This window comes from Flavobacterium sediminilitoris, assembly GCF_023008245.1.
GTDB lineage: Bacteria > Bacteroidota > Bacteroidia > Flavobacteriales > Flavobacteriaceae > Flavobacterium > Flavobacterium sediminilitoris.
Genome location: NZ_CP090145.1, coordinates 389,554 through 416,463, shown reverse-complemented (window position 1 = coordinate 416,463; position 26,910 = coordinate 389,554). Strand labels below are relative to the sequence as shown.

Annotated in this window: 30 protein-coding genes; 13 read left to right on the top strand and 17 right to left on the bottom strand. The window is 28.8% G+C overall.

Annotated elements, in window-relative coordinates; translation table 11 throughout:
• Window positions 1-297 precede the first annotated feature (297 nt).
• The 8 genes from LXD69_RS02065 to LXD69_RS02030 all read left to right on the top strand — a co-directional run bounded on the left by LXD69_RS02065 (window position 298) and on the right by LXD69_RS02030 (window position 6,032).
• Window positions 298-1,125, top strand: coding sequence for a hypothetical protein (locus tag LXD69_RS02065; protein WP_246917105.1), 828 nt, complete (start codon window positions 298-300; stop codon window positions 1,123-1,125).
• 173 nt (window positions 1,126-1,298) lie between these two features.
• Window positions 1,299-1,550, top strand: a complete 252-nt coding sequence (locus tag LXD69_RS02060) for a hypothetical protein (RefSeq protein ID WP_246917102.1) — start codon at window positions 1,299-1,301, stop codon at window positions 1,548-1,550.
• A gap of 91 nt (window positions 1,551-1,641) precedes the next feature.
• Window positions 1,642-2,643, top strand: coding sequence for a hypothetical protein (locus LXD69_RS02055; protein ID WP_246917099.1), 1,002 nt, complete (start codon window positions 1,642-1,644; stop codon window positions 2,641-2,643).
• Window positions 2,644-2,692: 49 nt separating this feature from the next.
• Window positions 2,693-3,664, top strand: coding sequence for an ATP-grasp domain-containing protein (locus tag LXD69_RS02050; RefSeq protein ID WP_246917096.1), 972 nt, complete (start codon window positions 2,693-2,695; stop codon window positions 3,662-3,664).
• Complete coding sequence (locus tag LXD69_RS02045; protein WP_246917093.1) at window positions 3,657-3,881, top strand: hypothetical protein; 225 nt, start codon at window positions 3,657-3,659, stop codon at window positions 3,879-3,881. The genes LXD69_RS02050 and LXD69_RS02045 overlap by 8 nt, the downstream gene beginning before the upstream one ends.
• Window positions 3,874-4,971 carry a grasp-with-spasm system SPASM domain peptide maturase gene (gwsS, locus tag LXD69_RS02040; protein WP_246917090.1) on the top strand — a complete coding sequence of 366 codons (1,098 nt, stop codon included), beginning with the start codon at window positions 3,874-3,876 and terminating at the stop codon, window positions 4,969-4,971. Before LXD69_RS02045 ends, gwsS begins: the two co-directional genes overlap by 8 nt.
• A gap of 336 nt (window positions 4,972-5,307) precedes the next feature.
• On the top strand, window positions 5,308-5,712 hold the full coding sequence (locus LXD69_RS02035) for a hypothetical protein (RefSeq protein ID WP_246917087.1): 405 nt from the start codon (window positions 5,308-5,310) through the stop codon (window positions 5,710-5,712).
• On the top strand, window positions 5,709-6,032 hold the full coding sequence (locus LXD69_RS02030; protein ID WP_246917084.1) for a hypothetical protein: 324 nt from the start codon (window positions 5,709-5,711) through the stop codon (window positions 6,030-6,032). Before LXD69_RS02035 ends, LXD69_RS02030 begins: the two co-directional genes overlap by 4 nt.
• A 315-nt stretch (window positions 6,033-6,347) precedes the next feature.
• On the opposite strand, the gene LXD69_RS02025 is transcribed toward LXD69_RS02030, so the two are convergent.
• Window positions 6,348-6,851, bottom strand: coding sequence for a DUF2938 domain-containing protein (locus LXD69_RS02025; protein ID WP_246917082.1), 504 nt, complete (start codon window positions 6,849-6,851; stop codon window positions 6,348-6,350).
• An 84-nt stretch (window positions 6,852-6,935) separates the two neighbouring features.
• Between LXD69_RS02025 and LXD69_RS02020 the strand changes: the two genes are divergently transcribed.
• Together LXD69_RS02020 and LXD69_RS02015 are read left to right on the top strand one after the other, a co-directional pair.
• The gene (locus LXD69_RS02020; protein ID WP_045968819.1) at window positions 6,936-7,316 is read left to right on the top strand and encodes a Fur family transcriptional regulator; all 381 of its coding nucleotides are present in this window, start codon (window positions 6,936-6,938) and stop codon (window positions 7,314-7,316) included.
• A gap of 290 nt (window positions 7,317-7,606) precedes the next feature.
• On the top strand, window positions 7,607-9,838 hold the full coding sequence (locus LXD69_RS02015) for an APC family permease (protein WP_045968817.1): 2,232 nt from the start codon (window positions 7,607-7,609) through the stop codon (window positions 9,836-9,838).
• 168 nt (window positions 9,839-10,006) lie between these two features.
• Here LXD69_RS02015 and LXD69_RS02010 read toward each other — a convergent pair whose 3' ends face one another.
• The 3 genes from LXD69_RS02010 to LXD69_RS02000 form a co-directional block, all read right to left on the bottom strand.
• Window positions 10,007-10,720, bottom strand: a complete 714-nt coding sequence (locus LXD69_RS02010; RefSeq protein ID WP_246917079.1) for an AAA family ATPase — start codon at window positions 10,718-10,720, stop codon at window positions 10,007-10,009.
• Window positions 10,721-11,042: 322 nt separating this feature from the next.
• Window positions 11,043-11,924, bottom strand: a complete 882-nt coding sequence (locus LXD69_RS02005; RefSeq protein ID WP_246917076.1) for a dihydrodipicolinate synthase family protein — start codon at window positions 11,922-11,924, stop codon at window positions 11,043-11,045.
• Between the two features lie 10 nt (window positions 11,925-11,934).
• Window positions 11,935-12,396, bottom strand: coding sequence for a cupin domain-containing protein (locus LXD69_RS02000; RefSeq protein WP_045968811.1), 462 nt, complete (start codon window positions 12,394-12,396; stop codon window positions 11,935-11,937).
• A gap of 96 nt (window positions 12,397-12,492) precedes the next feature.
• Here LXD69_RS02000 and pdxR point away from each other — a divergent pair, with 96 nt between their 5' ends.
• Window positions 12,493-13,905, top strand: coding sequence for a MocR-like pyridoxine biosynthesis transcription factor PdxR (gene pdxR, locus LXD69_RS01995; RefSeq protein ID WP_045968809.1), 1,413 nt, complete (start codon window positions 12,493-12,495; stop codon window positions 13,903-13,905).
• 9 nt (window positions 13,906-13,914) lie between these two features.
• Here the strand turns inward: pdxR and LXD69_RS01990 are convergent, their stop codons facing one another.
• The 3 genes from LXD69_RS01990 to LXD69_RS01980 all read right to left on the bottom strand — a co-directional run bounded on the left by LXD69_RS01990 (window position 13,915) and on the right by LXD69_RS01980 (window position 15,375).
• The gene (locus LXD69_RS01990; RefSeq protein WP_246917072.1) at window positions 13,915-14,508 is read right to left on the bottom strand and encodes a MarR family winged helix-turn-helix transcriptional regulator; all 594 of its coding nucleotides are present in this window, start codon (window positions 14,506-14,508) and stop codon (window positions 13,915-13,917) included.
• A 191-nt stretch (window positions 14,509-14,699) separates the two neighbouring features.
• Window positions 14,700-14,771, bottom strand: coding sequence for a DUF2024 family protein (locus tag LXD69_RS01985; protein ID WP_246918917.1), 72 nt, complete (start codon window positions 14,769-14,771; stop codon window positions 14,700-14,702).
• A gap of 370 nt (window positions 14,772-15,141) precedes the next feature.
• Window positions 15,142-15,375 carry a thioredoxin domain-containing protein gene (locus LXD69_RS01980; protein WP_045968805.1) on the bottom strand — a complete coding sequence of 78 codons (234 nt, stop codon included), beginning with the start codon at window positions 15,373-15,375 and terminating at the stop codon, window positions 15,142-15,144.
• 318 nt (window positions 15,376-15,693) lie between these two features.
• Between LXD69_RS01980 and LXD69_RS01975 the strand changes: the two genes are divergently transcribed.
• Entirely contained in the window at window positions 15,694-16,263 is a 570-nt protein-coding gene (locus LXD69_RS01975; RefSeq protein WP_246917069.1) for a hypothetical protein, read from the top strand.
• A 345-nt stretch (window positions 16,264-16,608) separates the two neighbouring features.
• Window positions 16,609-17,673, top strand: coding sequence for a bifunctional methionine sulfoxide reductase B/A protein (locus LXD69_RS01970; protein ID WP_246917066.1), 1,065 nt, complete (start codon window positions 16,609-16,611; stop codon window positions 17,671-17,673).
• Between the two features lie 230 nt (window positions 17,674-17,903).
• Here LXD69_RS01970 and LXD69_RS01965 read toward each other — a convergent pair whose 3' ends face one another.
• The 10 genes from LXD69_RS01965 to LXD69_RS01920 form a co-directional block, all read right to left on the bottom strand.
• Entirely contained in the window at window positions 17,904-18,380 is a 477-nt protein-coding gene (locus tag LXD69_RS01965) for a hypothetical protein (protein ID WP_246917063.1), read from the bottom strand.
• A 16-nt stretch (window positions 18,381-18,396) separates the two neighbouring features.
• Window positions 18,397-18,870: a JAB-like toxin 1 domain-containing protein gene (locus LXD69_RS01960; RefSeq protein ID WP_262916271.1), complete on the bottom strand. Its 474-nt coding sequence runs from the start codon at window positions 18,868-18,870 to the stop codon at window positions 18,397-18,399.
• Window positions 18,855-19,115 (bottom strand): hypothetical protein, encoded by a 261-nt coding sequence (locus LXD69_RS01955; RefSeq protein WP_045972805.1) that lies wholly within the window; start codon window positions 19,113-19,115, stop codon window positions 18,855-18,857. Before LXD69_RS01955 ends, LXD69_RS01960 begins: the two co-directional genes overlap by 16 nt.
• Before the next feature lie 92 nt (window positions 19,116-19,207).
• Window positions 19,208-19,726, bottom strand: a complete 519-nt coding sequence (locus LXD69_RS01950; protein ID WP_045972807.1) for a hypothetical protein — start codon at window positions 19,724-19,726, stop codon at window positions 19,208-19,210.
• A gap of 5 nt (window positions 19,727-19,731) precedes the next feature.
• Entirely contained in the window at window positions 19,732-21,027 is a 1,296-nt protein-coding gene (locus LXD69_RS01945) for an RHS repeat domain-containing protein (protein WP_246917060.1), read from the bottom strand.
• Between the two features lie 189 nt (window positions 21,028-21,216).
• Window positions 21,217-21,621: a hypothetical protein gene (locus LXD69_RS01940; RefSeq protein ID WP_246917057.1), complete on the bottom strand. Its 405-nt coding sequence runs from the start codon at window positions 21,619-21,621 to the stop codon at window positions 21,217-21,219.
• Window positions 21,622-21,626: 5 nt separating this feature from the next.
• Entirely contained in the window at window positions 21,627-22,490 is an 864-nt protein-coding gene (locus LXD69_RS01935) for an RHS repeat-associated core domain-containing protein (protein WP_262916272.1), read from the bottom strand.
• A gap of 24 nt (window positions 22,491-22,514) precedes the next feature.
• Entirely contained in the window at window positions 22,515-23,099 is a 585-nt protein-coding gene (locus tag LXD69_RS01930; RefSeq protein ID WP_246917052.1) for a hypothetical protein, read from the bottom strand.
• A 16-nt stretch (window positions 23,100-23,115) separates the two neighbouring features.
• Window positions 23,116-23,589: a JAB-like toxin 1 domain-containing protein gene (locus LXD69_RS01925; RefSeq protein ID WP_262916271.1), complete on the bottom strand. Its 474-nt coding sequence runs from the start codon at window positions 23,587-23,589 to the stop codon at window positions 23,116-23,118.
• Complete coding sequence (locus LXD69_RS01920) at window positions 23,574-26,555, bottom strand: DUF6443 domain-containing protein (RefSeq protein ID WP_246917047.1); 2,982 nt, start codon at window positions 26,553-26,555, stop codon at window positions 23,574-23,576. The genes LXD69_RS01925 and LXD69_RS01920 overlap by 16 nt, the downstream gene beginning before the upstream one ends.
• Between the last annotated feature and the right edge of the window lie 355 nt (window positions 26,556-26,910).

Sequence of the window (26,910 nt, the reverse complement as noted above, 5' to 3'; positions counted from 1 at the left end):
CCTGAATTATTTATAGAGTTATTTTTTTGTTTTTCCTTAATTAGGATTATCGTACTTTATATAAAAAACACACATAATTGTATATAATAATTGTAAAAAAAATGCAATACAAATAATCTCTTTTTTTAAAATATCCGAGTACTTCGCAAAGAAGAAAACAAACGGAAAACAAGAAATAACGGGTATTTGTTAACATTTATTATAGTTTTGATATAATAAATTATAAATTTTAACTCAATTCGCTAATTTTTTATTCAATAAACAAAATAATATATAAGTTTGTAAATGTACAAACTTATGATAAAAATAAAAGTGAAAAAATCTTTAGTTCTATTGTTTCTATTAATAATTCTATTCTCTTGCAAAAGCACTTATACCAAAATAGGAGATAAAGACGCTAATTATATACCCTATTATCTAAAAGTGTATGAAGCAGATAGTTTGTTTTTAGTTGAAAACTATCAAGAATCTTACAAAATATTAGATAGTGTCTTTAAAAGATATGAGCCAATTTCATTAGAAGGATATGTTTCAGAATATGGAGATTATTTGGCTTCAGCAGTAATGACTGGAAACACTAAAAACTTTAGAAAAAAAGTTATTTATGGATTTGAAAATTTTGGTTCTATAGATAATTCTAAAATAGATACTTATCGCTATACAGATACTATAATAAAAATAGCTAAAATAACTTCCGAAGAAATAGATTCTTTAGTTCAAAAGTATAATTCAAAATTAAATTTAAGCTTAAGAAATGAATTATTACAAATGATAAAAGAAGACCAATTTATTAGAAAAAATGGAGTAGAAAATGAAATAGTGGAAATAGAAAAGATGAAGATAGCTCATAGAAAAAAAATGGATGCTATTTTTTCTACTTACGGATACCCTTCATATGGATTATTAGGCATCAATAAAGGGTACGAATTTGAAGATGTCGTTGTTTTTCATATACTATTACTGCATCAAGACAATAATTATTTAGAAAAAATAATGCCCTTTTTATTGGAAAGTGTTAAACAAGGGAAAATGTTTCCAGAAGATTATGCTATAGTTTATGATAGATATACTTTAAATAAAGTAACAAATTCAGGAAACTATCAATTTTATACCCTGAGAAAATAGCTTCTTTACGAAAAGCAATAGGACTACCAGATATAAAGTATAAAGTATGGAAAAGAAAATACTGTAATAGTAGCAACAATTACTATTAGTTAAAAAATATTGTTATAACGATAGTCAAAAACTGCAATTGACTTTAAATGTTTGTAGTATTTATAATAAATACATTTATAATTATGAAATTAGAAAGTTTAAAAGGTGATAAATTTTCACCGTTCAAGGAAAATAAATTGCAAAATGCAATTAAAATAATTGGAGGTGCTGAGGAAGCAACAACATATCGTAATGATCGATATCATGGCACTGATACTATTGATGTAGAAACTTATGGAGTTAAAGATCCTAAGTTGCCTCATACTCATTTTGTAGATTCGAACCCAAGACCAGGAGCTGTTGATTATTGGAAGCATACTTTAATACCAAATTAAGTCTTTGTATAAGCTCTGTATTTATATTCTAAGAAGCACTTTTATATTAAAATGATTATTGTTTCTTAGAATTTTAAAATTTAAAAAAATAATGAAGAAATTTTATTTATTAATTTACCTTATTTCATTAACTCTTTACTCTCAAGAGAATAAAGATTATTCCAAATATCACGAATATATAAACAAAGGAGAAGCTTTCTTTTTTAAAGAAAACAATATAGATAGCTGTTTTTATTATTATGATAAAGCATTTCATGAGTTTGAATTTGTTTTTGTAAAAGACATAATAAATGTTGCTCAAATTGCTTATTTCTCCAAAAAAGAGTATAAAAAATATATCATAAAAGGGTTTGATTTTGGATTAAAATTAGATCATTTTAGGCATATTCGCCTTTTTGAACCCGATTTAAAAAAGCTTTTAAATGATAAAAATTTGATTCAGGAATACAAAAAAAGAAAAGAAAAATATTTAGAAAAATTAGATTTAGAGTATTTAAATACAATATATGATTTTGCTTTTCAAGACCAAGTAGATAAATGGAGTCCTGATAGTAAGGTATATGAAAAAAAGAGAGATAAGGCTTTTGAGAAAATTGAAAAATTAATACGAGAAAAAGGATTTCCAGGAGATAAATTATTAGGAATCCAAGACTCTACTGTTTTTAAAGATTCAAAGACTAATTATAAAGATGTCTATGAACGTACTAAAAAAAATAATTTGAATTATTTTAAAAGTGATGATAAATTGTTATCACAGAAAATGATTTATTTAGTAGTGATTCATAATTTTTGTGGTTACAAAAAAATGCAAGATATATGGTTAAAAGAGATAAAAAAAGGAAATATTCATCCTCGTGATGTAGCCCTTTTTCATGATAATATGTATCGTTCTTATGAATGTAGCAAACCAAAAATTCCTTTTATGAATAATATTTTTGCACCATATACTAAAGAACAAAAAAAAATGAACGAAAAAATTAATGAGTTAAGGGCTAAATTCTATATAACTACCTTAGAAAACGATGCTTTAAAGAAAGAATATGAAGAAAAATATGGCTTTAAATTATTTTGGGGTTTTTGGAATTGTAGATAAAATAAATATTTACTATTAGAATAGTGTCAAACAATATAAATTAAAAAGTTTGAATTCAGTTAAAACTACTAAAAAAATAGTTATTCAATCTGATGTTGACGACAGGAGTACAGATGATGTAATACAGTGGATTAATTATTTAAGCCCTAATTGTCTGGTTGAAACACTTTTTGGAGCTTGTTTGATTAAAGACTTAAAAATTGAATTTTCAAATGAGAATATAGTATATAAAATTAACGATGTGTCTTTTACTAATAAAGATAGTTATTGGTATAGAAGAGGAATGTTTAAACTTTTTCAAGATGATTCATTTTTTAAAAAAAGTATTTATGAGAATAGTTTGTTTCCTGTTATTAGTTATCTAGATGTAAAAAAAAGTCAAAATCAAATAAATAGATTTTTTGATAATAAGGTTGGTAAATTAGAACAATTAGAAGTTTGTAAAAAAGTGGGGTTAAAGTTTCCAGAAACTTTGGTGACGACTAGCTATTTTGATTTAGAAAAGTTTGTTAAAAAGCATCATAAAATAATAACAAAACCTATTCAAAATCCTTTTTCTAAGCATGAATTTGAAGATTATGATGTGCATTTTTTTACATCAACACAATTAATCACTTCAGAAGATTTGAATAATAACTTTCCAGAAAAATTTCAACCATCACTCTTTCAAAAGTACACTGCTAAAAAGTTTGAAATTAGGAGTTTTTATCTTAATGAAGTTTTTTATTCAATGGCTATTTTTAGTCAGCAAAATGAAAAAACCAAAATCGATTATAGAAATTACGATTATGAAAAACCTAATAGAGTAATACCTTTTTCTATACCTAAAGATATAGAAGAAAAATTAATTAAGATGATGAAGAGTTTAGACCTTACTTCTGGTTCTTTTGATTTGATTTATACTTTAGATAATGAATATGTCTTTTTAGAGGTTAATCCTATAGGACAGTTTCAATGGCTAAGTAGAAATTGCAACTATAATATTGAAAAAATAATTGCCAAAACATTAATAAATGAATGATAAAGAGAAGTTAAAGGAGGAAATAAGAGTTAGTTTAAAAAATGACGCTAATAAATTCCCATTTATTGCTCAGTTTTGGGAAATTGAGATATATGGTAAAAATAATATAGAGACTAATCCTATAAATTTTGGACATTATAAAACAAAGACTCATACTTCAACTTATTTCTATAAAGCAATATCTAAAATAATCGATTTTTCAAAACTAGATGAATAAAAAATATTATAAATTATTTACTAATTGTATTATAGTAAAAGGAAAAAATAGAGCTACAATTGTTGATTTACAACGAAATAATTTTAATTTCATCCCTTTAAGTTTATGTAGTTTATTTGATGAAGATAATTTAATTGATTTTGAAAGTATTAAAACTCAATTAGACAAAGAAAGCATCCCAATACTTAATGAGTATATCGAATTTCTTGAAGAGAAAGAGTATATATTTGAATGTACTAAAGAAGAATCTAAACTTTTCCCACCTTTATCAATAAATTATGAGTATCCCTCAATTATTTCAAATGTGATTATTGATTATGATAAAAATTCAAATCATGATTTTCAAAAAATATTGAATGAATTTCTTGTGCCTGTAAATTGTAGACATATTCAGGTTCGTTGTTATGATATGTTTGATTTAGATTTTATTGATTCAGTTGTAAAAATAATTAACGATTCGTTTATTAAATCCGTTGAATTTATTATAAAATATGATACTGAAATTTCTATTGAAGATCTAAAAGAGTGGGTTTCTGAAAATAAAAAGATTAAAAGTGTAGCGCTCCATTCTTTTAATAAAAATAAAATTATTCAAGAACAAGATTATGGATTTGGTACAATTGTGGGTATTAAACAAGAAATAAATAATAATATACATTGTGGTGTAATTCATCATAATTACTTTAATACTTCAATAGAATCTTTTACAGAATCCCAACATCACAACTCCTGCCTAAACAAAAAAATAGCCATAGATAAAGACGGTAACATAAAAAATTGTCCAGCAATTTCTCAAAGCTTTGGTAACATAAAAAACACCACACTAGAAGAAGCATTGCAACACAAAGACTTTAAAAAATATTGGAACATTACCAAAGACCAAATAGACATTTGCAAAGATTGTGAATTTCGTCATATCTGCACCGATTGCCGTGCTTATATAGAAGATCCCGAAAACCAATATTCCAAACCCCTAAAATGTGGCTATGATCCATATACTAATCAGTGGGAAGAATGGAGTACTAATCCATTAAAACAAAAAGCAATTCAATATTATGGAATGCAAGAACTAATCAGTAAAACAGACTAAAAAGATAAATATCTCTTTCGTTAAAAATAGTCTTAACCTATTGAAAAATTATTAAAAATGGCAATCGTAGTACTTTTTGTGCAGTAAAACGAGAATCATTTTTAATAAAATTTCCCTTGTCTTTGATACAATTTTCTATCGAAAACATTGATAAAAACACTTCATCAAAAATTAATTATACCTAGCGGTAGTCTTAATGTGTTGCATGTGTTTAATGTGTTAATTTTGTAGTAATAATGTGTTTAAAAATGTTAAAAATGTAATAAAAAACAAACAAAATAAAAATAATGTTTCTTTTTTCTCGTTAATATTTTTAATTATTAAAAAGTAAAAATTATGGCATCAACCTCAGAAGTAGGGCACGCAAGAAACATTGCAAACCTCAATTTATTAAACACAAACATTGAAGCATTAGGAACACTCTATAACCCTAGCAATCCTAAACTACACTTATCAAACCTTCAAGCCATTTACACAAATGCATTTGAAAAACAAGAAAATGTAAACAAATTAGTAGCCCCATATTCCACTGCTGTAAACGAAAGAGAAGCACTCTTTAAGCCTCTAAGTACACAACTTACAAGGCTAAGGAAAGCCTACAAAGCAACAGAAGGAGTAACAGACGCAGACCTAGAAAATTTCATGACAGCAGTTCGCAAACTAAAAGGAGTAAAAAAAAACCTACTAAAAAAAACAACAATCCAGAAGAAGAACAAATCAGTCACTCCACTTCACAAATGAGTTACGACCAGCGAACCAATAATTTAGATGCATTAATTTCCATATTAGAAAATACCCCAAATTATACTCCAAATGAAACAGAGTATCAAATAGCAACCTATAAAACCAAAAAAACAGAAATGCTCCAGAAAACACAAGCCGTTGCCGATGCATTCATACCATTAAACAGTGCAAGAGGAGAAAGAAACCAAATAGTATATGACGATTTAGATAATCTAGTAGATATAGCCAATAAAGCAAAAGACTATATTGCTACTATATTAAACACAAAGTCTGTTCAATACAAAGCCATTGCAAAAATAAAATTTAAAAAGAGATAAATAAATAAAGCTTTGTCTAAAACAAACAAGGCATTGGCGCAACCAAACAAGGCATTGGCATAATCGAACAAAGCATTGGCGCAATCGAACAAGGCATTGGCATAATCGAACAAAGCATTGGCGCAATCGAACAAGGCATTGGAACAATCGAACAAAGCATTGGCGCAACCGAACAAAGCATTGGCGCAACCAAATAAAGCATTGGCACAATCGAACAAAGCATTGGCGCAACCAAACAAAGCATTGGCGCAATAAAAACAAATAGTTTTAAAAACAAAACCTCAAGAATAAAGCTTGAGGTTTTTTAATGTCATTTTAAACAGCCCTAAAAACACTTAAAATATAGTTTAAAAATATAGCACTTAAATAAAGTCCAATACCATAAATAGAATGTGTTAAAAGACTTTTAAATCGAGCCATATTAGGATCAGGCAAATTGGATGCAGCAATACCAATTCCTAAACAGGGTTGCATAATAAAAAAAGGAGCAACGATTGTTACTATACCAATTAATAAAGCAGGAAAAAAAGTAGGATTTTCCAGCCATGTATTACCATAAATGCTAACTAAAAGTACAGCAAAAGTAATTCCTATTAAATAATGCGCAAGCCAACCAATAATAAGCTCATTCGCTATAGGTTGAGCATTTGCAATACTTTCATGAAAAAATTTACCTTTTGGAAAATGACCTATCCATCTCCCTACAAATTGATAATTCAACGATTTAATATTAAAAATAATTTTAAGTAAAAAAGCCCAAATATCCATAGTAAATGTTGCACCTATCCCAATTAATATTGTTTTTACAAATGTTTCCATAATTTTGTTGAGTATTATTAATCTTTAATTAAAGGCAAAGATAAAGATATTTTATTTATTGCAACAAAATCGCATTAATAGATTATGAAAAGAAGAAACACAAAATCAAAACAAGATGTTTTGGATATTTTAAAAGATTCAGGTTCAGCGTTAAATCATGAAATGATTCAATCCGAACTCTCAACAAAAACAGACAGAGCTACTATATATCGTATTTTAAATCAATTTTGTAATGATGGAATAGTACATAAAATTGTAGCAGATGATGGAAAACAATATTTTGCACTCTGTTTAGATTGCTCAGAAAAACAGCACAAACACAATCATTTACACTTTAGATGTTTAGAATGCGGAAAAGTAGAATGTTTGAAGAAAGAAATTACAATTTCGTTACCAAAAAATTACACATTAGAAAATTTCAATGGATTAATATCAGGAAAATGCAATAAGTGTAGTAAAATATAGATTCTTACATTATTGACTAATATTAATTAAATTTCATTAAAAATGGCTTTTAATACAGGTCACTTCGAGCGAAGCGTATAGATAAATTTTGTTCTACTTTACTGCACAAAAAACACTACCATTGACGTTTTAAATAACTTCACCCAACAAGTTATAATTAAACACAATTTTGAATAAAAAAGAAATGCAGAACTCTTTAAAAAGAAAAAAGGATTAATCTAAAGTCTTTTGTGTATAAAGTTTTAGATTTTAAACTATTGTTTTTAAATTGCAAGAATAATAACGTAACTATGGAAAATAAATTACAAAGCGTAAAAGCAAATTTCGGGACTTTACCCGTTTTTTTAACAGCCATTTCAACCATTTTAGGAGCAGTTATGTTTCTGCGTTTTGGATATGCAGTTGGAGAAGTAGGCTTTTTAGGTACATTATTAATTATTATCATAGGACATTTAGTTACAATTCCTACTGCAATGGCATTGGCAGAAATTGCAACAAACCAAAAAGTAGAAGGAGGAGGAGAATATTTTATTATTTCTCGATCATTCGGACTCAATATAGGGTCTTCCATAGGACTCGCATTATATTTATCACAAGCTATTAGTGTTGCCTTTTATATAATTGCTTTTGCAGAATCATTTGAAGCAATAAAACCATGGATTGCAAACGAATTTGGATATGAAATTTATGATAATAGACTATTTAGTATTCCAGCCTTATTATTATTAATTTGGTTAATGACTACAAAAGGAGCCGATTTAGGAATGAAAGCACTCTATGTCGTAGTTGCCATTTTATTCATATCACTTGTAATGTTTTTTCTAGGCTCTACAGATTTTTCAAACACTTATGACAGTTCACTTTTATTTAAAAACATTGACTCTGAAAAAGGATTTTTCTTTGTTTTCGCCATTATATTTCCTGCCTTTACAGGAATGACAGCAGGAGTTGGATTATCAGGAGATTTAAAAGATCCTAAAAAATCAATTCCTATGGGAACACTAGCAGCTACAATAATTGGAATGATAATTTATGTTTTTATAGCATTAAAATTAGTTTATTCAGCATCAACTACAGATTTAATTACAGATCAGCTTATCATGAGCAAAATAGCACTATGGGGACCTATTATTCCATTAGGGCTTGCAGCAGCTACTATTTCTTCAGCGTTAGGATCATTTATGGTTGCACCTAGAACATTACAAGCAATTGGAGCAGATAACGTTATTCCTAATAAAAAAGTTAACGATTTTGTTTCAAAAGGAACAGACAAAAATAATGAACCTAGAAACGCAACGATTATTACAAGTGTAATTGCACTTACTTTTGTTTTAATGGGCGATGTAAATGCTGTTGCTGAGGTAATTTCCATGTTCTTTATGGTAACCTATGGCTCTTTGTGTTTAATATCATTTATGCAACACTTCGCAGCAGACCCATCTTATAGACCTTCATTTAAATCAAAATGGTACTTATCACTATTAGGAGCTGTTTTATGTGTTTATTTAATGTTTAAAATTAATGCCGTTTATGCAGTAGCCTCTATTTTACTAATGGTCGGAATCTACTTTTATATCACTTTTAATAATGAAAATAAAAAAGGAATGGCCAATATTTTTCAAGGCGTTATTCATCAATTTAATAGAAATCTTCAAGTATTTTTACAAAAAAGCGAAAAAGAAATTTCAGATGACTATTGGAGACCAGGTGTTATTTGTTTAAATAAAGATAGCTTTGAGCGTCTAGCAGCATTTGATATGATGAAATGGATTTCAAACCGATATGGTTTTGGAACCTACATCCATTTTGAACAAGGCTATTTTTCTAAAGTAACAAAACAAATTGCAGATCAAAAATTAAATAAACTAATAGAAATGGCTAATAATACAAAATCAAATGTGTTTTTAGAAACAATTATTAGCCCATCAAATACAAATGCAATTGTACAAGCTATTCAACAACCAGGAATATCAGGACATGACAATAATATGATGCTGTTTGAATTTAAAAAAGGCACAACAGAATGGCTAACAGATGTTATTGATAACTATAACTTAATCGCTTCAGCAAATTACGACTTATGTATTTTAGGAAGTTCAGACCGAAATTTTGGATATCGAAACGAAATACACGTATGGATTAAAAAAGAAGACTATGAAAATGCCAATTTAATGATTCTACTTTCTTACATCATCTTAGGTCATCCCGATTGGAAAAAAGCAGAAATAAAAATTTTCGCAGCAGTAGACAAATCAAATTTAGATAAAGAAAAAGAAAGTCTAATTCAACTTACAACAACAGGACGTTTACCTATATCACCTAATAATATCATCGTACTACCAATTGATGAAAATGTAGATAAGGTGGAATTGATAAATGAAACATCAAAATTAGCCGATTTAACCATTTTAGGGTTTCATGAAAGCAGCATTAAAACAAAAAACATTGATCAATTTAACAAATACAATGGAATAGGAAATGTACTTTTTGTAAATACATTAAAAAACAAAATGATAAAATAATTTTAATACAACAATTGAGTTTTTGATAATTCATTTTTGCTTGAATATTTATAGTGGAAAACTATAGAATAGGTATATAGATAATTTGTATCAACTTTTTATTGATCTTTAATTCTAACAAAGAATCTTTTATATAGTTCCACTATTAATTTTATTTCATATTATTTATCATAATTTGTAATTATTCTCAATTTCTTTAATAACAATTGATTTTATTATTGTGTAAGTATAATCTTTTGCCTCTGCGTAAGAAATCTTATATTTACGTTGAACTTTCCTTAGATTATCAGGGAATCTTAGAAGTAGGAGATCATAATATTTATTCAACTCTTTTTTATTTGGCATTCGATACTCTATTATGCATTGAAATCGTCTGATTACAGCTTTATCAATTATCTCCAATTGATTTGTTGCCGCAATAAGCACAGATTTCTCTGGAAAATAATCAATTAACTGAATTAAAGTATTTACAAGTCTCCTCATTTCACCAACATCCTTGTCATCCTTACCACGCATTTTTCCGATTTGATCAAACTCATCTAGAAAAAGAACGGCATTCTCATATTTAACCTTATCAAAAACCTTTCTTAAATTTTGAGATGTCTCACCAATTCTTGATGATATGATATTACTCAAATCAAGTATATATAGATTTTTACCTAAAGCTTTTGCAATAGCCTTTGCTGTGGTTGTTTTTCCACAACCCGAACTACCGTGTAATAGAATTTTATTGTTGATTGGCAAATCAAAGGACATTAGCTGCTCCGCATATTTATATTCTTTTAAGAGTTGATTGATAGACTCGCGATTTTGTACATCCATAAGTACATTATCCCAATCCATTTGTTTCTTATCAGTTATGATTAAGTCATATACATTCATATATAATTGAATTTTATTAAGTATAAGTAAAATATGCTTTTAAAATAATAACACTAATAATTATACCCAAAGTGTTGGCAATATCCTTTACACAGAGTCTTGGTTTGCTTTAAAATATTTTAATTTTTTGTTTTTTCTCAAAAAAGAATCTACATAATAAATTGAGATTAAAGACTTTTTAAATGATATTGTATTTTTTGATTTGTAATTAATATATATCTTGGTTGCTTGAGCTAAAAAAGTTTCCTTCTACATTACTTTTGAGTGTAAAAGGAAATCTTTCTTATTTAAAAACTTAACATTTAGTAAGATTTTAAAAAAATTATTCAATATTTTTTAAAATCATCTTTAGCTCTTCGGTTTCAGAATCACTTAATGGTTTCAAAGGACTTCGTAGATAACCTGCATATTTACCCTGAATTTCTAGACCTGCTTTTATAACCCTTGGTAATCCTTTATTAACCATAAATTTTAAAAGATTCACTTGCTTATAGAATATTTTTTGTGCCTCCTCTAAATCATTATTTTCTATGGCATTGTATAAATCAACATTTAGTTTAGGAATTAGATTTGGAGCTGTAGTACACCATCCAGTTGCACCTGCTGCAAAAGCTGCCAAAGCTAATGGGTTAGAGCCATTATAAAAGGAAACTTCATCCCCTAATTCTTTCTTTAAATAATGCATTCTTTGTACATCACCAGTACTTTCTTTAATCATTGTAACGTTAGGAATTTTGAGTAGTTTTTTAAGCAGAGTTGGGGACATATCAACACCACCAGTTGCAGGATTATTGTATGCCATAATCGGTATTGAAATTTTACTAGCAACTGCATCATAATGTTGGATAATTTCCTCATCGGTTAATTTCCAGTAACTCATTGGTATAATCATTACAGCAGCAGCACCAGCTTTTTCTGCGAATATTGCATGTTCAATAGTTTTTGCTGTAGTTAAATTTGAAACTCCAACAAGAACTGGTATACGACCATCAACTTGTTTAATTGTTGCCTCTGTAATCTCTTCTTTTTCTGCATCAGATAAATATGGCATAACTCCAGCGCTTCCTAAAGGAGCAACCCCATGTGCTTCAGTGACAATCAATTTTTCAAGTAAAACTTTATACAAATTAATATCTACTTTATCATTTTCATCAAATGGTGTGATTGGATAGGCTATAACGCCTTTAAACGGAACGTTCTTCATTTTATTTTTTTTAAATATCTCTACCTTCTTCTTCTCTTAAAGCCACACCTAAATTTTGAAGTTGAGGTGCATTTTCACAAGCTAAATATTTTGCATTTTCTGAATCACTCAAATTTTTATGTCTGTGCCACGCCCAACTAGGTATGTAAACCGCATCACCAGCTTTCCATTCCACTTTAGTATCTTCAATTTCTGTATATCCATGACCTTCAATTACATATAGCATTGTTTCGTAAGTATGTCTATGACGATTAGTTAATTGATTAGGTAATAAACCCCCAACAGTCATACTTACATTTTTACTTGGAAGATCAATAAAAAACACAGGATGTTTACGCTCTGCTGAAAATTGATCGTGTTCACCTGCTTGTTCTACATTTTTGTGAATAAGCTTATTAGGCATAACAAATGTTGGTCTTGCAAAAGTTTTGTGAAAATCTTTTGAGCTAAATTGGCTTTCTTTAGTTTCCATTTTTATAAATTTTAATTATTGCATTATTGCTCTACAAATTTATTATATATTTGGAGGGTATAAATAGTACAGTTTTAACTTAAATAGATAGTCCAGATGTTGCGTCCTTGGGAATTAAAAATTTCATTAAATAGTAATTCAGAAAAATCAATTTATCTGCAAATAGCAGATGAAATAATTGAAGCAATTAAGACAGGAAAGCTTGTTAGTGGATCTGCATTGCCAGGAACAAGAAAGTTAGCAAATCTATTAAATGTAAACAGAAATACCGTCATCGAAGCTATTGATGTACTCATTGCAGAAGGTTGGTTAATTTCAGTTGAAAGAAAAGGCACATTTGTGTCTGATATTTTACCTAAAAAAGCATATATAAAAACGAGTACTAAAGAGACAAATAAAATATATGAAATTAGTAATCCCATTTTAAATTTTGATGATGGATTGCCAGATAGTAGACTTGCACCAATGAAAGAACTAGCTAGAGCGTATCGAGAGATTTTTAATAGAAAATCTCGCTGGCAAATTATGGGGTATAGTAATGAATTTGGTGATATTGAGTTTAGAAAAGCAATTGTTCATATGCTTAACTTTAAGAGAGGGATGAACATTACAACTGACGAAATCTGTATTACTCGTGGAAGTCAGATGGCTATGTATTTAGCCTCTTATGCTATTTTTAATTCTGGAGATTTTGTAATTATAGAAAATCCAGGTTATAAACCTGCTTGGGAAACTTTTAAAAATGCAGGAGCTAAATTACTTCCTGTTAATGTAGATAGTGATGGATTGATAATTGAAGAGGTAATAGCTCTTTTAGAGAGTGGGAAACGGATAAAAGCAATATATGTAACACCCCATCATCAATTCCCAACTACAGTAACCATGAGTTTAAAAAGAAGAGTACAACTAATCGAATTATCAAATCAATATAATTTTATAATTATTGAAGACGATTATGATAATGAATTTCACTTTGGACAAAGACCTATTCTTCCAATATCAAGTTTTGATACAGCAAAAAATTACATTTATATAGGAACTTTAAGTAAAATAGTGGCACCAGCTTTAAGAATAGGGTATTTAATAAGTAATTCAGAAATTGTTAAAAAAGTAGGTAAGCACAGAAAAATGATAGATGTACAAGGCGATAATATTATGGAAGAAGCAATCTTACAATTAATTAATGATGGAGAAATAAAGCGTCACCTTAAAAGAACTACTATCATTTATAAAGCAAAACGTGATTATTTTGAGAGTGTTTGTGAAATGTATCTAAAAGGAAAAGCAATTTATAATAAACCTGAAGGAGGATTGGCATTTTGGATTGTACCAAATAAAGAAGTTGATGTGATTTTTGTTGCAGATCAACTGTTAAAAAAAGGGATTAAAATATTAACACCTGAAAATTTTAGCTTTGATAAACCAGTTTCTGGTTTTAGACTGGGTTACGCTTCACTAACAGAAGATCAAATTAAACAAGGAATTTTAGCAATTTCAGCGTATCTATAGTGTTTTAAATTATTCGAAGTCTAAACAATCAATTCTTATATCTTCTATTTTTAAATTTTGATTTAATAAACTACAAAAAGATTGATTACTTTTTTTAGAATAGAATTTACATTTTAGACAAGTTCTTTGAACACTAATTATTTCTAATTCATTTAGCTGTTTAATCATATTTGTTATACTTTCCCACAAAATCAATTTTTTATTTAAAGCAGAATTTTTAATTATCTTGGTCAAAGGATCTATAAAGTTTTCAGTTTCTAGAACAATCATTTTTCCAGTAGGTGTTAAATTAATCGTGTAACTACGAGAATCATTTTTGTCAAAAGTTTTTGTTATATAAAGTTTTTTTTCAAGTAATTTAATGGTATCGCTAATTGTTGGTTTTGACAAATTAAATTCTTTAGCTAAATAACTAATAGTAGATTTATCTTTATCATGATATTCAATGAAAATAAGTAGTTGAATTTGAATTGGACTTAATTGGTATTCCTTTGACTTTTCTAATAACAAGGTTTTAAAAACTTGAGAAACACGGACTAATCCTGCAACAATTTTACTGTCAAGATTTGAATTTTGATTGTCTAAATTAAAAATACTTTCCATAGCCTTATAAATAGTAAACCGAAAGTAAATTTCTCACTTTCGGTTTACAAAGTTAGTAATCTTAACTGAAAATTAATCTAATAGCAATTTTCCATTTCAATAATCGCATACCTATTAATTAAAATTTGTTTTTTAATATCATTAGGACTTACCATGTTCTAAAATTATATTTACATCCTTTTGATTTACATCTATAAAATATCAAAATGCATTACTTTACCATCTTTATGAGTTACATATGCATCCCAAACTGCTACTTTCATTTTCTTTAATTAAATAGACAATAAATCTTTTTGTAATCCATAATATTTAAGAATCATGCCTTATATCAAAATTCGTCTTTTCCATGTAGTATTTCTCAAAAAAAAATAGAATAATTGAGGATGTAGAACCTACAGATCCATACCAAACATCTAAAATTTAATCTGTCTGATCTTTTAATCTATTATGACTCATTTTAAATACTTAACATTCTCATTTATAAGAAGTATTGATTGCTATAATAGTCTCCAACTCTTCAAGTATGAAAGGAAATTTTAAAACATTTCAAGTTCCATAAGTGCAAACAGATGGTTTCTCAATTTGAGCTTGTGTACTTACAAGTGAAAATATTGCTATTATAAATAATAAGATTTAACCTATTACATCTGCCATGGATGCTCCAAAATTAATATGTAATACATTTCCTTTTGGAGTTACTAAAGCAGGTACCGATTTTACACCAATATTCTGTGCTTCCTCTATTCTTTCCTTATCGTTTCCTAGATGTACAATTTCAACATTGTCTCTTCCAATTAGGTCAATGACATCATGTTCAGCACTTATACAAACCGGACAACCTGCATGATAAAAAATTGATTTACTCATAATTTAATTTATTTTGATTATTAGCATTATTGCTGATACAAATATAGTTAGGAAAGCTAACTATATTAGGGTCCAGTTTTATTAAAAAAAGAGAAAAACTGGTTTACCGTATTGTTAGAATTTTATCTTCAGTTAAATATACTCGTTCAGCTTCTTCAACTTTTGATTTATAATTTGCAAAAGGGTTTTTATCAAGCTTATTATTGCATGGTATCATCAATAAGTGTAAAATTAAAGAGAACTCAAACCTAATTATAACTTCAATTTAAATCAAATTCCATATTTTAGCATTTTATATAACTTCTTTAAAAAAAATAAATGAGAAAGATACTTCTTTTAATAGCATTAGCATTTTATGCTATTTCATGTCAAAATTCAAATACATTTGAGACTATAAATGTAAAAGATTATTCAGTTGATATTCCTACAAATCTTTCAAAAACAGAAAACTTAAATAAAGAAGCATCTTTGCAATATCAAAACCTTTTAAAAGAACTATATATTATCGTAATTGATGAAAGCAAAAAGCAAGTTGAAAGAGCCATAAAAGACAACGGATTAGATCAAATGTATTCGAATGACTTTAAAGGTTATGTTGAATTAATGTCTACAAATTTTAATAATTTAATTGGAGTTAAGAATAAAACACAAAAAGACACACTAATTAACTCTTTAGAAACAAAAATTGTAAAATTCGAAGCAAAATTAGAAGAGTATGATATCTTTTATGAAATTGCATATGTAAACGGAATAGAAAATTACTATCAAATAATGACATGGACATTACTTAGTAAAAAAGAAGATCATGAAGAAGCCATGGATAAAATGATTTATTCTTTTAAAATAAATAACAGTAAAAAGTATATAAAATCCGCTAAAAAAGGATAAAATAAGATCACAGGACATAAAAAAAACAGCTATTAGCTGTTTTTTTTATGTCAATATAATCCAGTTTACACATAACGGACTGCTTGTTTTAAAATAGATTAAACTTAGATGTAAACTATTTAGAGTCTAACCTAACAATCAATGTATCAATGTCAAGATGAATGTTTTTTTAAAATCATCAACTAAAAGAGTAGTTTTTACGTATATTAAGTTGTTGTACATATACATAGTGTTAATCTTTTGATAAAAAAAGACAATTGTAAGCTAAATAACAATCCAAAGAACACAGTTGAATTAAATTTGTTTAATACAAAATGTGTAAATTTTAAATCTAAAAGCTTAAAAATGAAAACAGTAAAAAAAATAGGAATATCGTTTATTGTTGCATTTAGCATAATAGGCTGTGCACAAAATTCAGATAAAAAGAAAAGGGTAGTAAATAATACTCCCATAGCAACTTATACAACAAAAGTAGATACAAATTGGACAGAAAAAATAATTAAAACAGATGCCCAATGGAAAGAAATTTTAACACCAGATCAGTATTATATTACTCGCGAACAAGGAACAGAACGCCCTTTTACACATGAGTTTAATGATATAAAGGAAAAAGGTGTTTTCCTTTGCGTGTCTTGTAATAATCCACTTTTCAGCAAAGAAACAAAATTTAATTCAGGAACAGGTTGGCCTAGCTTTTATGCACCATATTCAAAAAAGAGTATAGCAATTAGCAAAGATGATTCAGCAGGAATGACAAGAGATGAAGTAAGCTGTGCCAGATGTGATGCTCATTTAGGACACGTTTTTAATGATGGTCCAAAACCCACAGGTCTAAGATATTGTATGAACGGAATAGCCTTAAAGTTTGTTCCAGAGCAAAAAGTAGAAAAAGTAGTTTTTGCACAAGGATGCTTTTGGTGTACCGAACATATTTTTGAAGCAATTAAAGGCGTAAAAAATGTAATATCAGGCTATAGTGGAGGAGAAGAAACAAATCCAACTTATGAAGAAGTAGGAAGCGGAAGTACGTCTCATGCAGAATCTATAGAAGTAACTTATGACCCTTCTGTAGTTTCGTATGAACAATTATTAAAGGTATACTTTAATTCGGGAGATATTACACAAATTAACGGACAAGGAAATGATATAGGAAAACAATATCGTTCTATAATTTTCTATAACAATCAAGAACAAAAAAGATTGGCACAAGAATATATAGCAAAATTAAACCAATCAGGGAAATATACTAAAAAAATAGCAGTAGAAGTAGTACCATTTAAAAAGTTCTATCCTGCAGAAAAATACCATCAAGATTACGTAAAACATAACCCAGAACAAGGATACGTAAGAGGAGTTTCTATCCCAAGATATAAAAAAGCAATAACCCATTTTCCTGAGTTATTGAAATAAAAATATTTAAGATAAATTGCAATAGCACCATAATCGTATAAATTTAATCCCAATTCCATTTGCAGTTCTTTGCCGTTATATTTATATTGAAAAAGGCGAACCGTTTTAATTACTCACCTGTCTTAATATTTGAATTATCGTGGAGGAGGTCCTGGTTGCAAATAACAGTCTCCTTTAAAAATAAATAACATCCTAAAAGGTTTGTCTTCTGTTTTTTCTGTGATTTTTTTTTAAATGACTTTTAATAAATTAATACTATTTTTCCATTCCGCTACATTCATTTTTCCAGACTTACTAGATTCTATTGAAAACTCAGTAAATATTTCATCTCCATTTAAATTAATGATATTTAAATATTTATCTAAATTTGCTTGTTTTTCAATTATATTATTAATTAATATGGAATCTTTGGTTTTATAACAAATTGATAATTGATTAATATCTGGAGTCCTTTGTTTATCCCTTAATAATTTAAAATCATAATCAACACCATTCTTTAGACTATCACTAATGATTATTTTGTAATAATATGGTTCACTCTTTAGAATTTTATTATTTAATAAATTAACTGATTCTATATTTTCTTTTAAATTCGAGCTATAGAAAATAGTTTCAAAAAGTGAGACACAATCTTCATTATTAAAATCTGTATTCCTCTTACAATTGACAAAAAAGGATAAAATCAAAATTAAAAATATTTTTTTCATTTGTTTTTCATTAAATTTAATTTGTTATAACCTTATACATTTTGTCTGGATTGTAGTTAATCTTCTGATTAGGGAAAGCTTTATTCCAGTTTTTCATATTCAACTGTGGCATATAGATATTAACAGCAGCCGAAGGATTAAATGATCTAATTTGTTTTGCTATATACACATCATTTCTTGATGGTCTAAAGGCATGTTGATTATTTTCTCCATGTGAATGAATATGAGTTGTAAGGTTTTTAAAATCAAATCCTTTAACTTTTTCTAGCATTGCTCCAACAGTATTACTTCTCATTGTTCCTATAACCCATTCGTTTTTTTTATTTCCTAATAAACCGAATTCTACAGGCGAATTATCTGATAAAAACTTAAACACATTCATTACATCTTTAGAATTATTAGTTTTGGCATAATAAACAGGTTCTTGGTTGTGCTTTGCACTACCATCGTCCTGTGTTAATTCAGAAGCATTGCTTAAACTTGGTAGTATTTTTTTATCATTAACTGAATAGCTTTAACTTTTGTGTTTTTTGTACCATCATCATTTAAAGCAAATAACCTATCTGGTTTATTATCCGTTGGCCCTATCTGTTTCACCTCTCCAGTTTTTTTAATTACTCCATAATCTGTCTCTGGAGCCATTCCGTCAGGATCAGTAAATCGCATTGGATTATTAAAAGCATAATTATATGGAGAGTGTCTACGCATTTGTTCCGAAAGTGGATCAACATTCATCTGCCTAAAGCTGGGTCATAATTACGAGCTTGATAATCGTATAGATTTAAACCTAATTCATCTTGAAACTCTTTCCCATTATATTTATAAAACTAATTATCTTTTTTTAAATCAATATTTGACTTTTTTATTATATCAAATACTAAATTATTAAACCTAACCTGTTTATCACTAGAATCATTAATTCTTTTTATATTAACTACTTTTTCTTTATATACTAAATGATAATTAACAAAGCCCCCATCAATAAAACCAATCCCTTTTTTCGACTTATAATCTTCTTTTTCAAAAGATTCAATTATTCCTAACAATTCGTCAACTTCTTGTTTTGTTAAATTTATTCTTTTTAAATCTTCATCTAATTTTTCTTCAGTTTTATAAATAGAACCATTATTTTCTGCATATTCATCAGGAGTTTTTAATAAACTATTTTGATTGTTATATATCTTTAATAAATAAAGTTCAGAACTATTAAAGTCTAAAGTAATCATACTGGTATAATTGTTTTTAGATTCATGATACTCTATTAATACTTTATTTAAAAAATTATTGTCTTCATTTTTACATGATATTAAAATAAAAAACATAATTATTAATAAATTCTTTTTCATTTCATTTATCTTTTTAAATCATTTCCAGAGTTAACATTTCTTGGATTCTTTTTCTGTGTCCAAGGTGAATATTCAAACATATATGGTTGTTTTACATTTGGTCTAAATATGTAGAATTTAGGCATATTTTCTGTAGTATAAGGAATATTATGATTCATTGTCCTATCATTAATTATGCCTGATGCATGACCTTGATCTCCAATCATACCTGAAGCTCTATCGTCTGTTTCAGTGTAATTTTTATTTGGGTGTGTATGATAGTCACTTATTAATGTTTCAGAGGTCAAACCATTCGCCGTAGCAGCTGTAACACTACCCACAGTGTTTGGACTATGATTATTTGCTATTAAATATTTACTATTCTTATGTACTTGTAATCCAAGTTCAACATTAGAATTAGTAGACATAAGATGAAACACATTAAATGCATCTGTTTTACTTTTTGTTACAGCGGAAGCACCAGTTTTAACTCCCCAAAGAGTTTTAACACTGAAATTATCCTTAGTCAAACTTGGCAGTAACTTTTTGTCATTAACTGTAATAGCATTAACACTAGTATTTTTAGTGCCATCATCATTTAAAGCAAATAACCTATCTGGTTTATTATCTGTTGGTCCAATTTGTTTAATCTGTCCTGTTGATTTTACAATCCCATAATCTGTATCAGGAGCCATCCCATCTGGGTCAATGAATCTAATAGGATTATTAAAGACATAGTTATAAGGAGAGTGTCTGCGCATTTGCTCCGCAAGTGGATCAATATTCATCCATCTACCCAAAGCAGCATCATAATTCCTTGCACCATAATCGTATAGATTTAAACCTAATTCGTCTTGCAGTTCTTTCCCATTGAATTTATAATTATACTTAAAATCAATAGGACAACTAGGGCAAGGTTCTTCTAAGACAAGATCTCCACCACTTTTGTAATATGCTTTTCTACTCATGTTATAATTAGCATGTTTTAGTCCAAAAGGATAATACTGATTTTCTTCCACTATTTCATCAGCATCTATGATATTGCTGTTGTTAATATCACTATAACTTACCCTTACGTTTCCTAAATGGTAGGTATAATTAAAAACATAGCTGTAATTGTCTGCTTCATGTTTTACATAGCCCTCAGCATGCGGAAAAAACTGCAATACATTGTTTTTATATTGAAAGCCTCCTGCTAAATAATTGGTTTGGGTTATGGTGCTGTTTTCGGTCACTATTTTGCTTACTTTTTGCCCTGTTGCATTGTAAATATAGGTAATAGTATTGATGCCTACAACTATTTTTATAAGTAAAAAACGCATCACTAATTCTGATACACGAGGTCGACTTTTTTATCATTTTCTTCGTTTTAAGGCTTTATATAATACAAAAAGGAACGCAATATTGCGTTCCTTTTTAATACCTGTTTCTATTTTTTTTATTGATTATCAAATTATTAATCTCCAATAAAAGTTGTATCACTAAATCTGAAACATTACCCATTACTATAATTAATCACATTTCATAAAAATAAATTTATCATTTCTATCTACTATTTCTACTTTTAGGGATTTAGATGAATTTATTAAATCATAAAAATCAATTTCCTTGAACCCCTTTTTTCTATTAAAGAAAGTAGTTCTTATATAAAAAACGTAATTACTATCTTCTTTTTTTATTAGCCAATCATGGGTTGAAAAAGAATTATTTTTATCTATGTAAAAATTCAAATTAAGAAACTTATTTGTAGGAATTTTTTTTACGTATTCCTCAGATAAAAAAGTTTCTAATGTGATTAAATCAGGAGAAGGACCATCTTTCTCTCTTTCAAAAGTTACTTTGTTAATACAATTATATGTTGACTTACAGGAAAAAGCCAAAAAAGCTAAAAAGCAATATATAAAAATTGATTTCATGTTATTTAATTAGTATAATTAGGAAAATATTTTTTCTGCAAAGAAGAGGGTACATAATGCCCATAATGGTCATATATAATACTATTCCATTGTTTACTTGTGTTTTTCCAACTTGAAGTCTTTATTTGGTAATTTGTTGCATTACTTTCAAAAAGATCAAAATCTGATTGTGAAGAAGAATCGTAACGTCTTTTATATGTAAACCATAACTTTCTCCAATCATTTCCGTGAGAAAATGATTCGTGTTCATGCATGTTTATAGCATCAAACCTATTTATTATTTGTTTTCCTATTCTGTCTTTACTAATTGCTAGATATACTAAATCTAACTTTTCATCATATCCAGTATATATACCTGTATTTTCTCTTACTCTTATTTCAAAATTACTATGTATTTTCTTATCAGTTTTCCCTACATAGTGAAGCAATACATTTTTAAAAGCTTCGTCACTTAATTGTGTTGCATCATTATCTGCTAAGCCTAGTAAATTAAGGTCCCAAAACTTTCTTTCAATGAACTTAATGTCATCAGTTCCTCCTCTTCCTAAAAATTTGCCCGTTTTTTTATCAAAATAGTCTTTAATACGTCCACCAATATTACTGTTTTCAATTTTCCTTTTCTGTAAATCATCTTCTTGATTTCGATTTCCTACTTCACTATCCGCACCACTAGGGTCTGCAAAAAATATTGGATTATTATCAAAAGCACTATACGGAGAGTAATCATAATGCACAACAGGGTCTTGTGCTACCCATCTTGCAATTGCTGGATCATATTGACGCATATCCATAGCATACATATTAAGCCCTAGCTCGTCTTGATACTCTTTGCCGTTATATTTATATTGAAAAAGGCGAACCGTTTTAATTACTCACCTGTCTTAATATTTGAATTATCGTGGAGGGGGGCCTGGTTGTAAATAACAATCTCCTTTAAGAATAAATAACATCCTAAAAGGTTTATCTTCATTTTTTATAATTTGTTTTTCTGTGATTTTTTTTAAAATGACTTTTAATAAATTAATACTATTTTTCCATTCCGCTACATTCATTTTTCCAGACTTACTAGATTCTATTGAAAACTCAGTAAATATTTCATCTCCATTTAAATTAATGATATTTAAATATTTATCTAAATTTGCTTGTTTTTCAATTATATTATTAATTAATATGGAATCTTTGGTTTTATAACAAATTGATAATTGATTAATATCTGGAGTCCTTTGTTTATCCCTTAATAATTTAAAATCATAATCAACACCATTCTTTAGACTATCACTAATGATTATTTTGTAATAATATGGTTCACTCTTTAGAATTTTATTATTTAATAAATTAACTGATTCTATATTTTCTTTTAAATTCGAGCTATAGAAAATAGTTTCAAAAAGTGAGACACAATCTTCATTATTAAAATCTGTATTCCTCTTACAATTGACAAAAAAGGATAAAATCAAAATTAAAAATATTTTTTTCATTTGTTTTTCATTAAATTTAATTTGTTATAACCTTATACATTTTGTCTGGATTGTAGTTAATCTTCTGATTAGGGAAAGCTTTATTCCAGTTTTTCATATTCAACTGTGGCATATAGATATTAACAGCAGCCGAAGGATTAAATGATCTAATTTGTTTTGCTATATACACATCATTTCTTGATGGTCTAAAGGCATGTTGATTATTTTCTCCATGTGAATGAATATGAGTTGTAAGGTTTTTAAAATCAAATCCTTTAACTTTTTCTAGCATTGCTCCAACAGTATTACTTCTCATTGTTCCTATAACCCATTCGTTTTTTTTATTTCCTAATAAACCGAATTCTACAGGCGAATTATCTGATAAAAACTTAAACACATTCATTACATCTTTAGAATTATTAGTTTTGGCATAATAAACAGGTTCTTGGTTGTGCTTTGCACTACCATCGTCCTGTGTTAATTCAGAAGCATTGCTTAAACTTGGTAGTATTTTTTTATCATTAACTGAATAGCTTTAACTTTTGTGTTTTTTGTACCATCATCATTTAAAGCAAATAACCTATCTGGTTTATTATCCGTTGGCCCTATCTGTTTCACCTCTCCAGTTTTTTTAATTACTCCATAATCTGTCTCTGGAGCCATTCCGTCAGGATCAGTAAATCGCATTGGATTATTAAAAGCATAGTTATAAGGAGAGTGTCTGCGCATTTGCTCCGCTAGCGGATCAATATTCATCCATCTACCCAAAGCAGCATCATAATTCCTTGCTCCGTAATCGTACATGTTTAATCCCAATTCCATTTGCAGTTCTTTACCGTTATATTTATAATTATACTTAAAATCAATAGGACAACTCGGGCAAGGTTCTTCTAAGACAAGATCTCCACCACTTTTGTAATATGCTTTTCTACTCATATTATAATTAGCATGCTTTAAGCCAAAAGGGTAGTAATTATTTTCTTCTAGTATTTCTAATGCTTTTGTGCTTGGGTCTGTGCTATAACTTAAACGAATATTCCCTAAATGATCGGTGTAATTAAATACATAGTTGTATTTGTTGACTCCGTTTATCTCCACAACACTTACATAGCCTTCAGCATGTGGAAACATCTGTAACGAAGTGCCTACATATTGAAAACCGCCTTGTAAATAGGTTGTATGATTTGCCAAAGTATTGTTTTTTGTGATTTTCTTTTCTACTTTAATGCCTGTTGCATTGTAAATATACTCAATTTTATTTCCGTTGTCAAATTGAATTTTAACAGGCAAGTTTAAATGGTTATAGACAATATTTGTGATGCCTTTATTATCATCTTTTGTCATATTTCCATTAGCATCGTAAGTGTAATCATCAGTAGGATCTGCAATACCATCACCATCGTCTTTAAAGCCTCTAGGATTATTTGTAGTATCAAATACTTTTAAGAGTTGGTTTTTGTTTTCTGTATGATAAGTATATGCTAAATCATCAATTTGCAAGGTGTAATCTACATCGTCAAACTCTCCAAAGCGTTGTAGAGATTGTATGTTTCCGTTTTTGTCGTAAGTTTGAGATTCTCCATAGGAGTTTAGTGAAGCTATTCCTTTTTTATACGTGGCATTGATTAAACGATTTAGATGGTCATAATCATAGCTGTATTTTCGGGCAATATTATCATTGCCTGTTTTCCAAAGTGTTTCTGAAATATTACCATTGAATAAAGCAGTGGCGTTTTCAGGATCATTATAATTGATTTTAAAAGCAAACAAATCGTTTTCCGTAGTAATATCATTGACATCATTAATGCTTTTCAGCCAACCTCTCACATTATAAGTGTAATCTACTTTTTGGAGTCCTGTAGCACTTGGGCTTACATTGGTGCCACCTACTTTTTTACTAATCAATTGTCCTAGTTCATCATAGGTGTTTTGGGTAATAAGCTGTTCTGGCAGATTGTTTATTTGTTGTTTGTGTTGGGTTAAACGATCTTGTGGGGAATAGTTAAAACGATCGGTAACCGTTAGTATTGTAGCATTAGTATCGTATTTATGAGTCGTAATGGTATATTCGGTTTTTCCAGCCCAATCCAGTTTAGAATCTACTTGTGTAAATCCACCTAAATGATTAGATGTATAAACACGAACCGGTCTATAACGATCATCGTACAAAGTGTAGCTGGTTTCTGCTGCATTTGGATTGGCATTGTCCAATACTCTTACCCATGAACCGGTTGGCAATCCTTTTACATTGGTCGCTATGGTTTGCCCTTCTACTTGCGTTGGCACAGGATTTGGAGCATTTGGATAAGAATAATTATCATAATAATTTTTGGTTAAAATAAGGTCATCCCCAGCGAAAGCGAAAGGGTTACTTCCTGTGTTTATACTATTTTGTTTTGCGGCTCTTTCAGATGCCGTAACAGTCATTTGTTTCCAACCCGTTTGGGTTACTCTTCCAAAAGCATCGTATTCGGTTACTAGCCATCCTATGGTTGACGGATTGTCTTCGTAAGGCGAAAAAGCAGGTCCGGTAGCTACAGGTCGGTCCAGTTTGTCATAAACAATAAATTCCCATTGTTTACCCGGTAGTTTCTTTTCTACTAATCGGTTGCGATGGTCGTATTGGTATTGATACCCTAAATTATCCAAGTTAGCCTGACTGGCAATGCCTTCTGCTAATGGTGGAATCACGTAAGTAAGGTTACCAAATTGATCATAAATGTAGTAGGTTTCGTGTGGATTGCCATTGTTAAAAGTACGCTTTAACACCACTTGTCCTTCTTTGTCTTTGTATTCTTCGGTGGTGTTGTTTTTTCCTGAAGTCCAGTTTTCATCTTTGGTAATAGTCACATACAATTGTGCTGGAGCATAATAGCCTAAATCTTGAATACTAATGGTGTATAAGCCTAAAGCAGCATTCCATGTGGCATTGGCTCCATACGACCTCACATCGTTTGCCAGGTTGGTATCGTATTCCAATTTTATTTCTTTGCCTTGTCCCATTGCCCAAGGATCACCTGGAGCAGCTTGCTTAAACACTCGGTTTAGCGGAGAAGCTTCTAATTCTTTTTCGTTGTATGGATTGCCTGTAATATCAAAAGCGGGATTACCTGTTTTTGAAGGATCAAGTACACCATAAAAATTCATTACTGAAGCTTGGGCAGTCGGATCATAATTTAAACTAGGTGTGGTATTTACATAAGGCAGATATTCTTTGGTTTGTCTGCCAAATTCATCATATTCTATATGGGTTACAATGTCCTTTCCAGAGTTGGATTGTTGGTGGGCTACTTGTTGAATAGGTCTTCCCAGTCCATCAAAATAACTCACTTGTACATTGGCAACGCTTACATCAGGATCTGGAATCGGGGTTGCAGTGGGTTGTTTGTACGTAATGGTTTTTACCCAGTTTTGATCAGGACTTTGTCCTAAAGCAAGAAAGGGGATTAGGGTTAATAGGTATATTATTTTTTTCATAAATATATAGTTCTCTCTTTTTTTACATTCCCCTCCTTTGGAGGGGTGCCCATCGGGCGGGGTGGTTTATTTTATTTTTTGATTTTCCAAATATATTGGTTTATAATACACTTGTCAATACGTATTTATACGTATTTTTCAATGTTTTTTGTACGTATAAATACGTACTTTTTAACTTTTCTATATTTTTTACACAGTTAATCGTTCAAAAAAGTTACAAAAACGATACTTTTTTTAGTAATCATATTCTTAATAGAGTATCAAAATGTAAAAAAGGTTGGGATGCGTATTTTCTTTTCTTAAAAATAGTTAGAAAAACACAATGAGGAATTATTTTTTTTAAAGTAGTACACGG

Excerpts from the sequence above, each read along its gene's own strand:
- LXD69_RS02010 (WP_246917079.1), bottom strand. The coding sequence starts at position 10,720 with ATGAATGTATATGACTTAATCATAACTGATAAGAAACAAATGGATTGG.
- LXD69_RS01920 (WP_246917047.1), bottom strand. The coding sequence starts at position 26,555 with ATGAAAAAAATAATATACCTATTAACCCTAATCCCCTTTCTTGCTTTA.
- LXD69_RS01975 (WP_246917069.1), top strand. The coding sequence starts at position 15,694 with ATGAGAAAGATACTTCTTTTAATAGCATTAGCATTTTATGCTATTTCA.
- LXD69_RS01955 (WP_045972805.1), bottom strand. The coding sequence starts at position 19,115 with ATGAATGTTGATCCACTTTCGGAACAAATGCGTAGACACTCTCCATAT.
- LXD69_RS02015 (WP_045968817.1), top strand. The coding sequence starts at position 7,607 with ATGGAAAATAAATTACAAAGCGTAAAAGCAAATTTCGGGACTTTACCC.
- LXD69_RS01950 (WP_045972807.1), bottom strand. The coding sequence starts at position 19,726 with ATGAAAAAGAATTTATTAATAATTATGTTTTTTATTTTAATATCATGT.
- LXD69_RS02005 (WP_246917076.1), bottom strand. The coding sequence starts at position 11,924 with ATGAAGAACGTTCCGTTTAAAGGCGTTATAGCCTATCCAATCACACCA.
- LXD69_RS01980 (WP_045968805.1), bottom strand. The coding sequence starts at position 15,375 with ATGAGTAAATCAATTTTTTATCATGCAGGTTGTCCGGTTTGTATAAGT.
- LXD69_RS01965 (WP_246917063.1), bottom strand. The coding sequence starts at position 18,380 with ATGAAAAAAATATTTTTAATTTTGATTTTATCCTTTTTTGTCAATTGT.
- LXD69_RS01990 (WP_246917072.1), bottom strand. The coding sequence starts at position 14,508 with ATGGAAAGTATTTTTAATTTAGACAATCAAAATTCAAATCTTGACAGT.
- LXD69_RS02000 (WP_045968811.1), bottom strand. The coding sequence starts at position 12,396 with ATGGAAACTAAAGAAAGCCAATTTAGCTCAAAAGATTTTCACAAAACT.
- LXD69_RS01930 (WP_246917052.1), bottom strand. The coding sequence starts at position 23,099 with ATGAAAAAAATATTTTTAATTTTGATTTTATCCTTTTTTGTCAATTGT.
- LXD69_RS02030 (WP_246917084.1), top strand. The coding sequence starts at position 5,709 with ATGAGTTACGACCAGCGAACCAATAATTTAGATGCATTAATTTCCATA.
- LXD69_RS02035 (WP_246917087.1), top strand. The coding sequence starts at position 5,308 with ATGGCATCAACCTCAGAAGTAGGGCACGCAAGAAACATTGCAAACCTC.
- LXD69_RS01940 (WP_246917057.1), bottom strand. The coding sequence starts at position 21,621 with ATGAAATCAATTTTTATATATTGCTTTTTAGCTTTTTTGGCTTTTTCC.
- LXD69_RS02020 (WP_045968819.1), top strand. The coding sequence starts at position 6,936 with ATGAAAAGAAGAAACACAAAATCAAAACAAGATGTTTTGGATATTTTA.
- LXD69_RS02060 (WP_246917102.1), top strand. The coding sequence starts at position 1,299 with ATGAAATTAGAAAGTTTAAAAGGTGATAAATTTTCACCGTTCAAGGAA.
- pdxR (WP_045968809.1), top strand. The coding sequence starts at position 12,493 with ATGTTGCGTCCTTGGGAATTAAAAATTTCATTAAATAGTAATTCAGAA.
- LXD69_RS01945 (WP_246917060.1), bottom strand. The coding sequence starts at position 21,027 with ATGCGTTTTTTACTTATAAAAATAGTTGTAGGCATCAATACTATTACC.
- LXD69_RS02065 (WP_246917105.1), top strand. The coding sequence starts at position 298 with ATGATAAAAATAAAAGTGAAAAAATCTTTAGTTCTATTGTTTCTATTA.
- gwsS (WP_246917090.1), top strand. The coding sequence starts at position 3,874 with ATGAATAAAAAATATTATAAATTATTTACTAATTGTATTATAGTAAAA.
- LXD69_RS01970 (WP_246917066.1), top strand. The coding sequence starts at position 16,609 with ATGAAAACAGTAAAAAAAATAGGAATATCGTTTATTGTTGCATTTAGC.
- LXD69_RS02045 (WP_246917093.1), top strand. The coding sequence starts at position 3,657 with ATGAATGATAAAGAGAAGTTAAAGGAGGAAATAAGAGTTAGTTTAAAA.
- LXD69_RS02025 (WP_246917082.1), bottom strand. The coding sequence starts at position 6,851 with ATGGAAACATTTGTAAAAACAATATTAATTGGGATAGGTGCAACATTT.
- LXD69_RS02055 (WP_246917099.1), top strand. The coding sequence starts at position 1,642 with ATGAAGAAATTTTATTTATTAATTTACCTTATTTCATTAACTCTTTAC.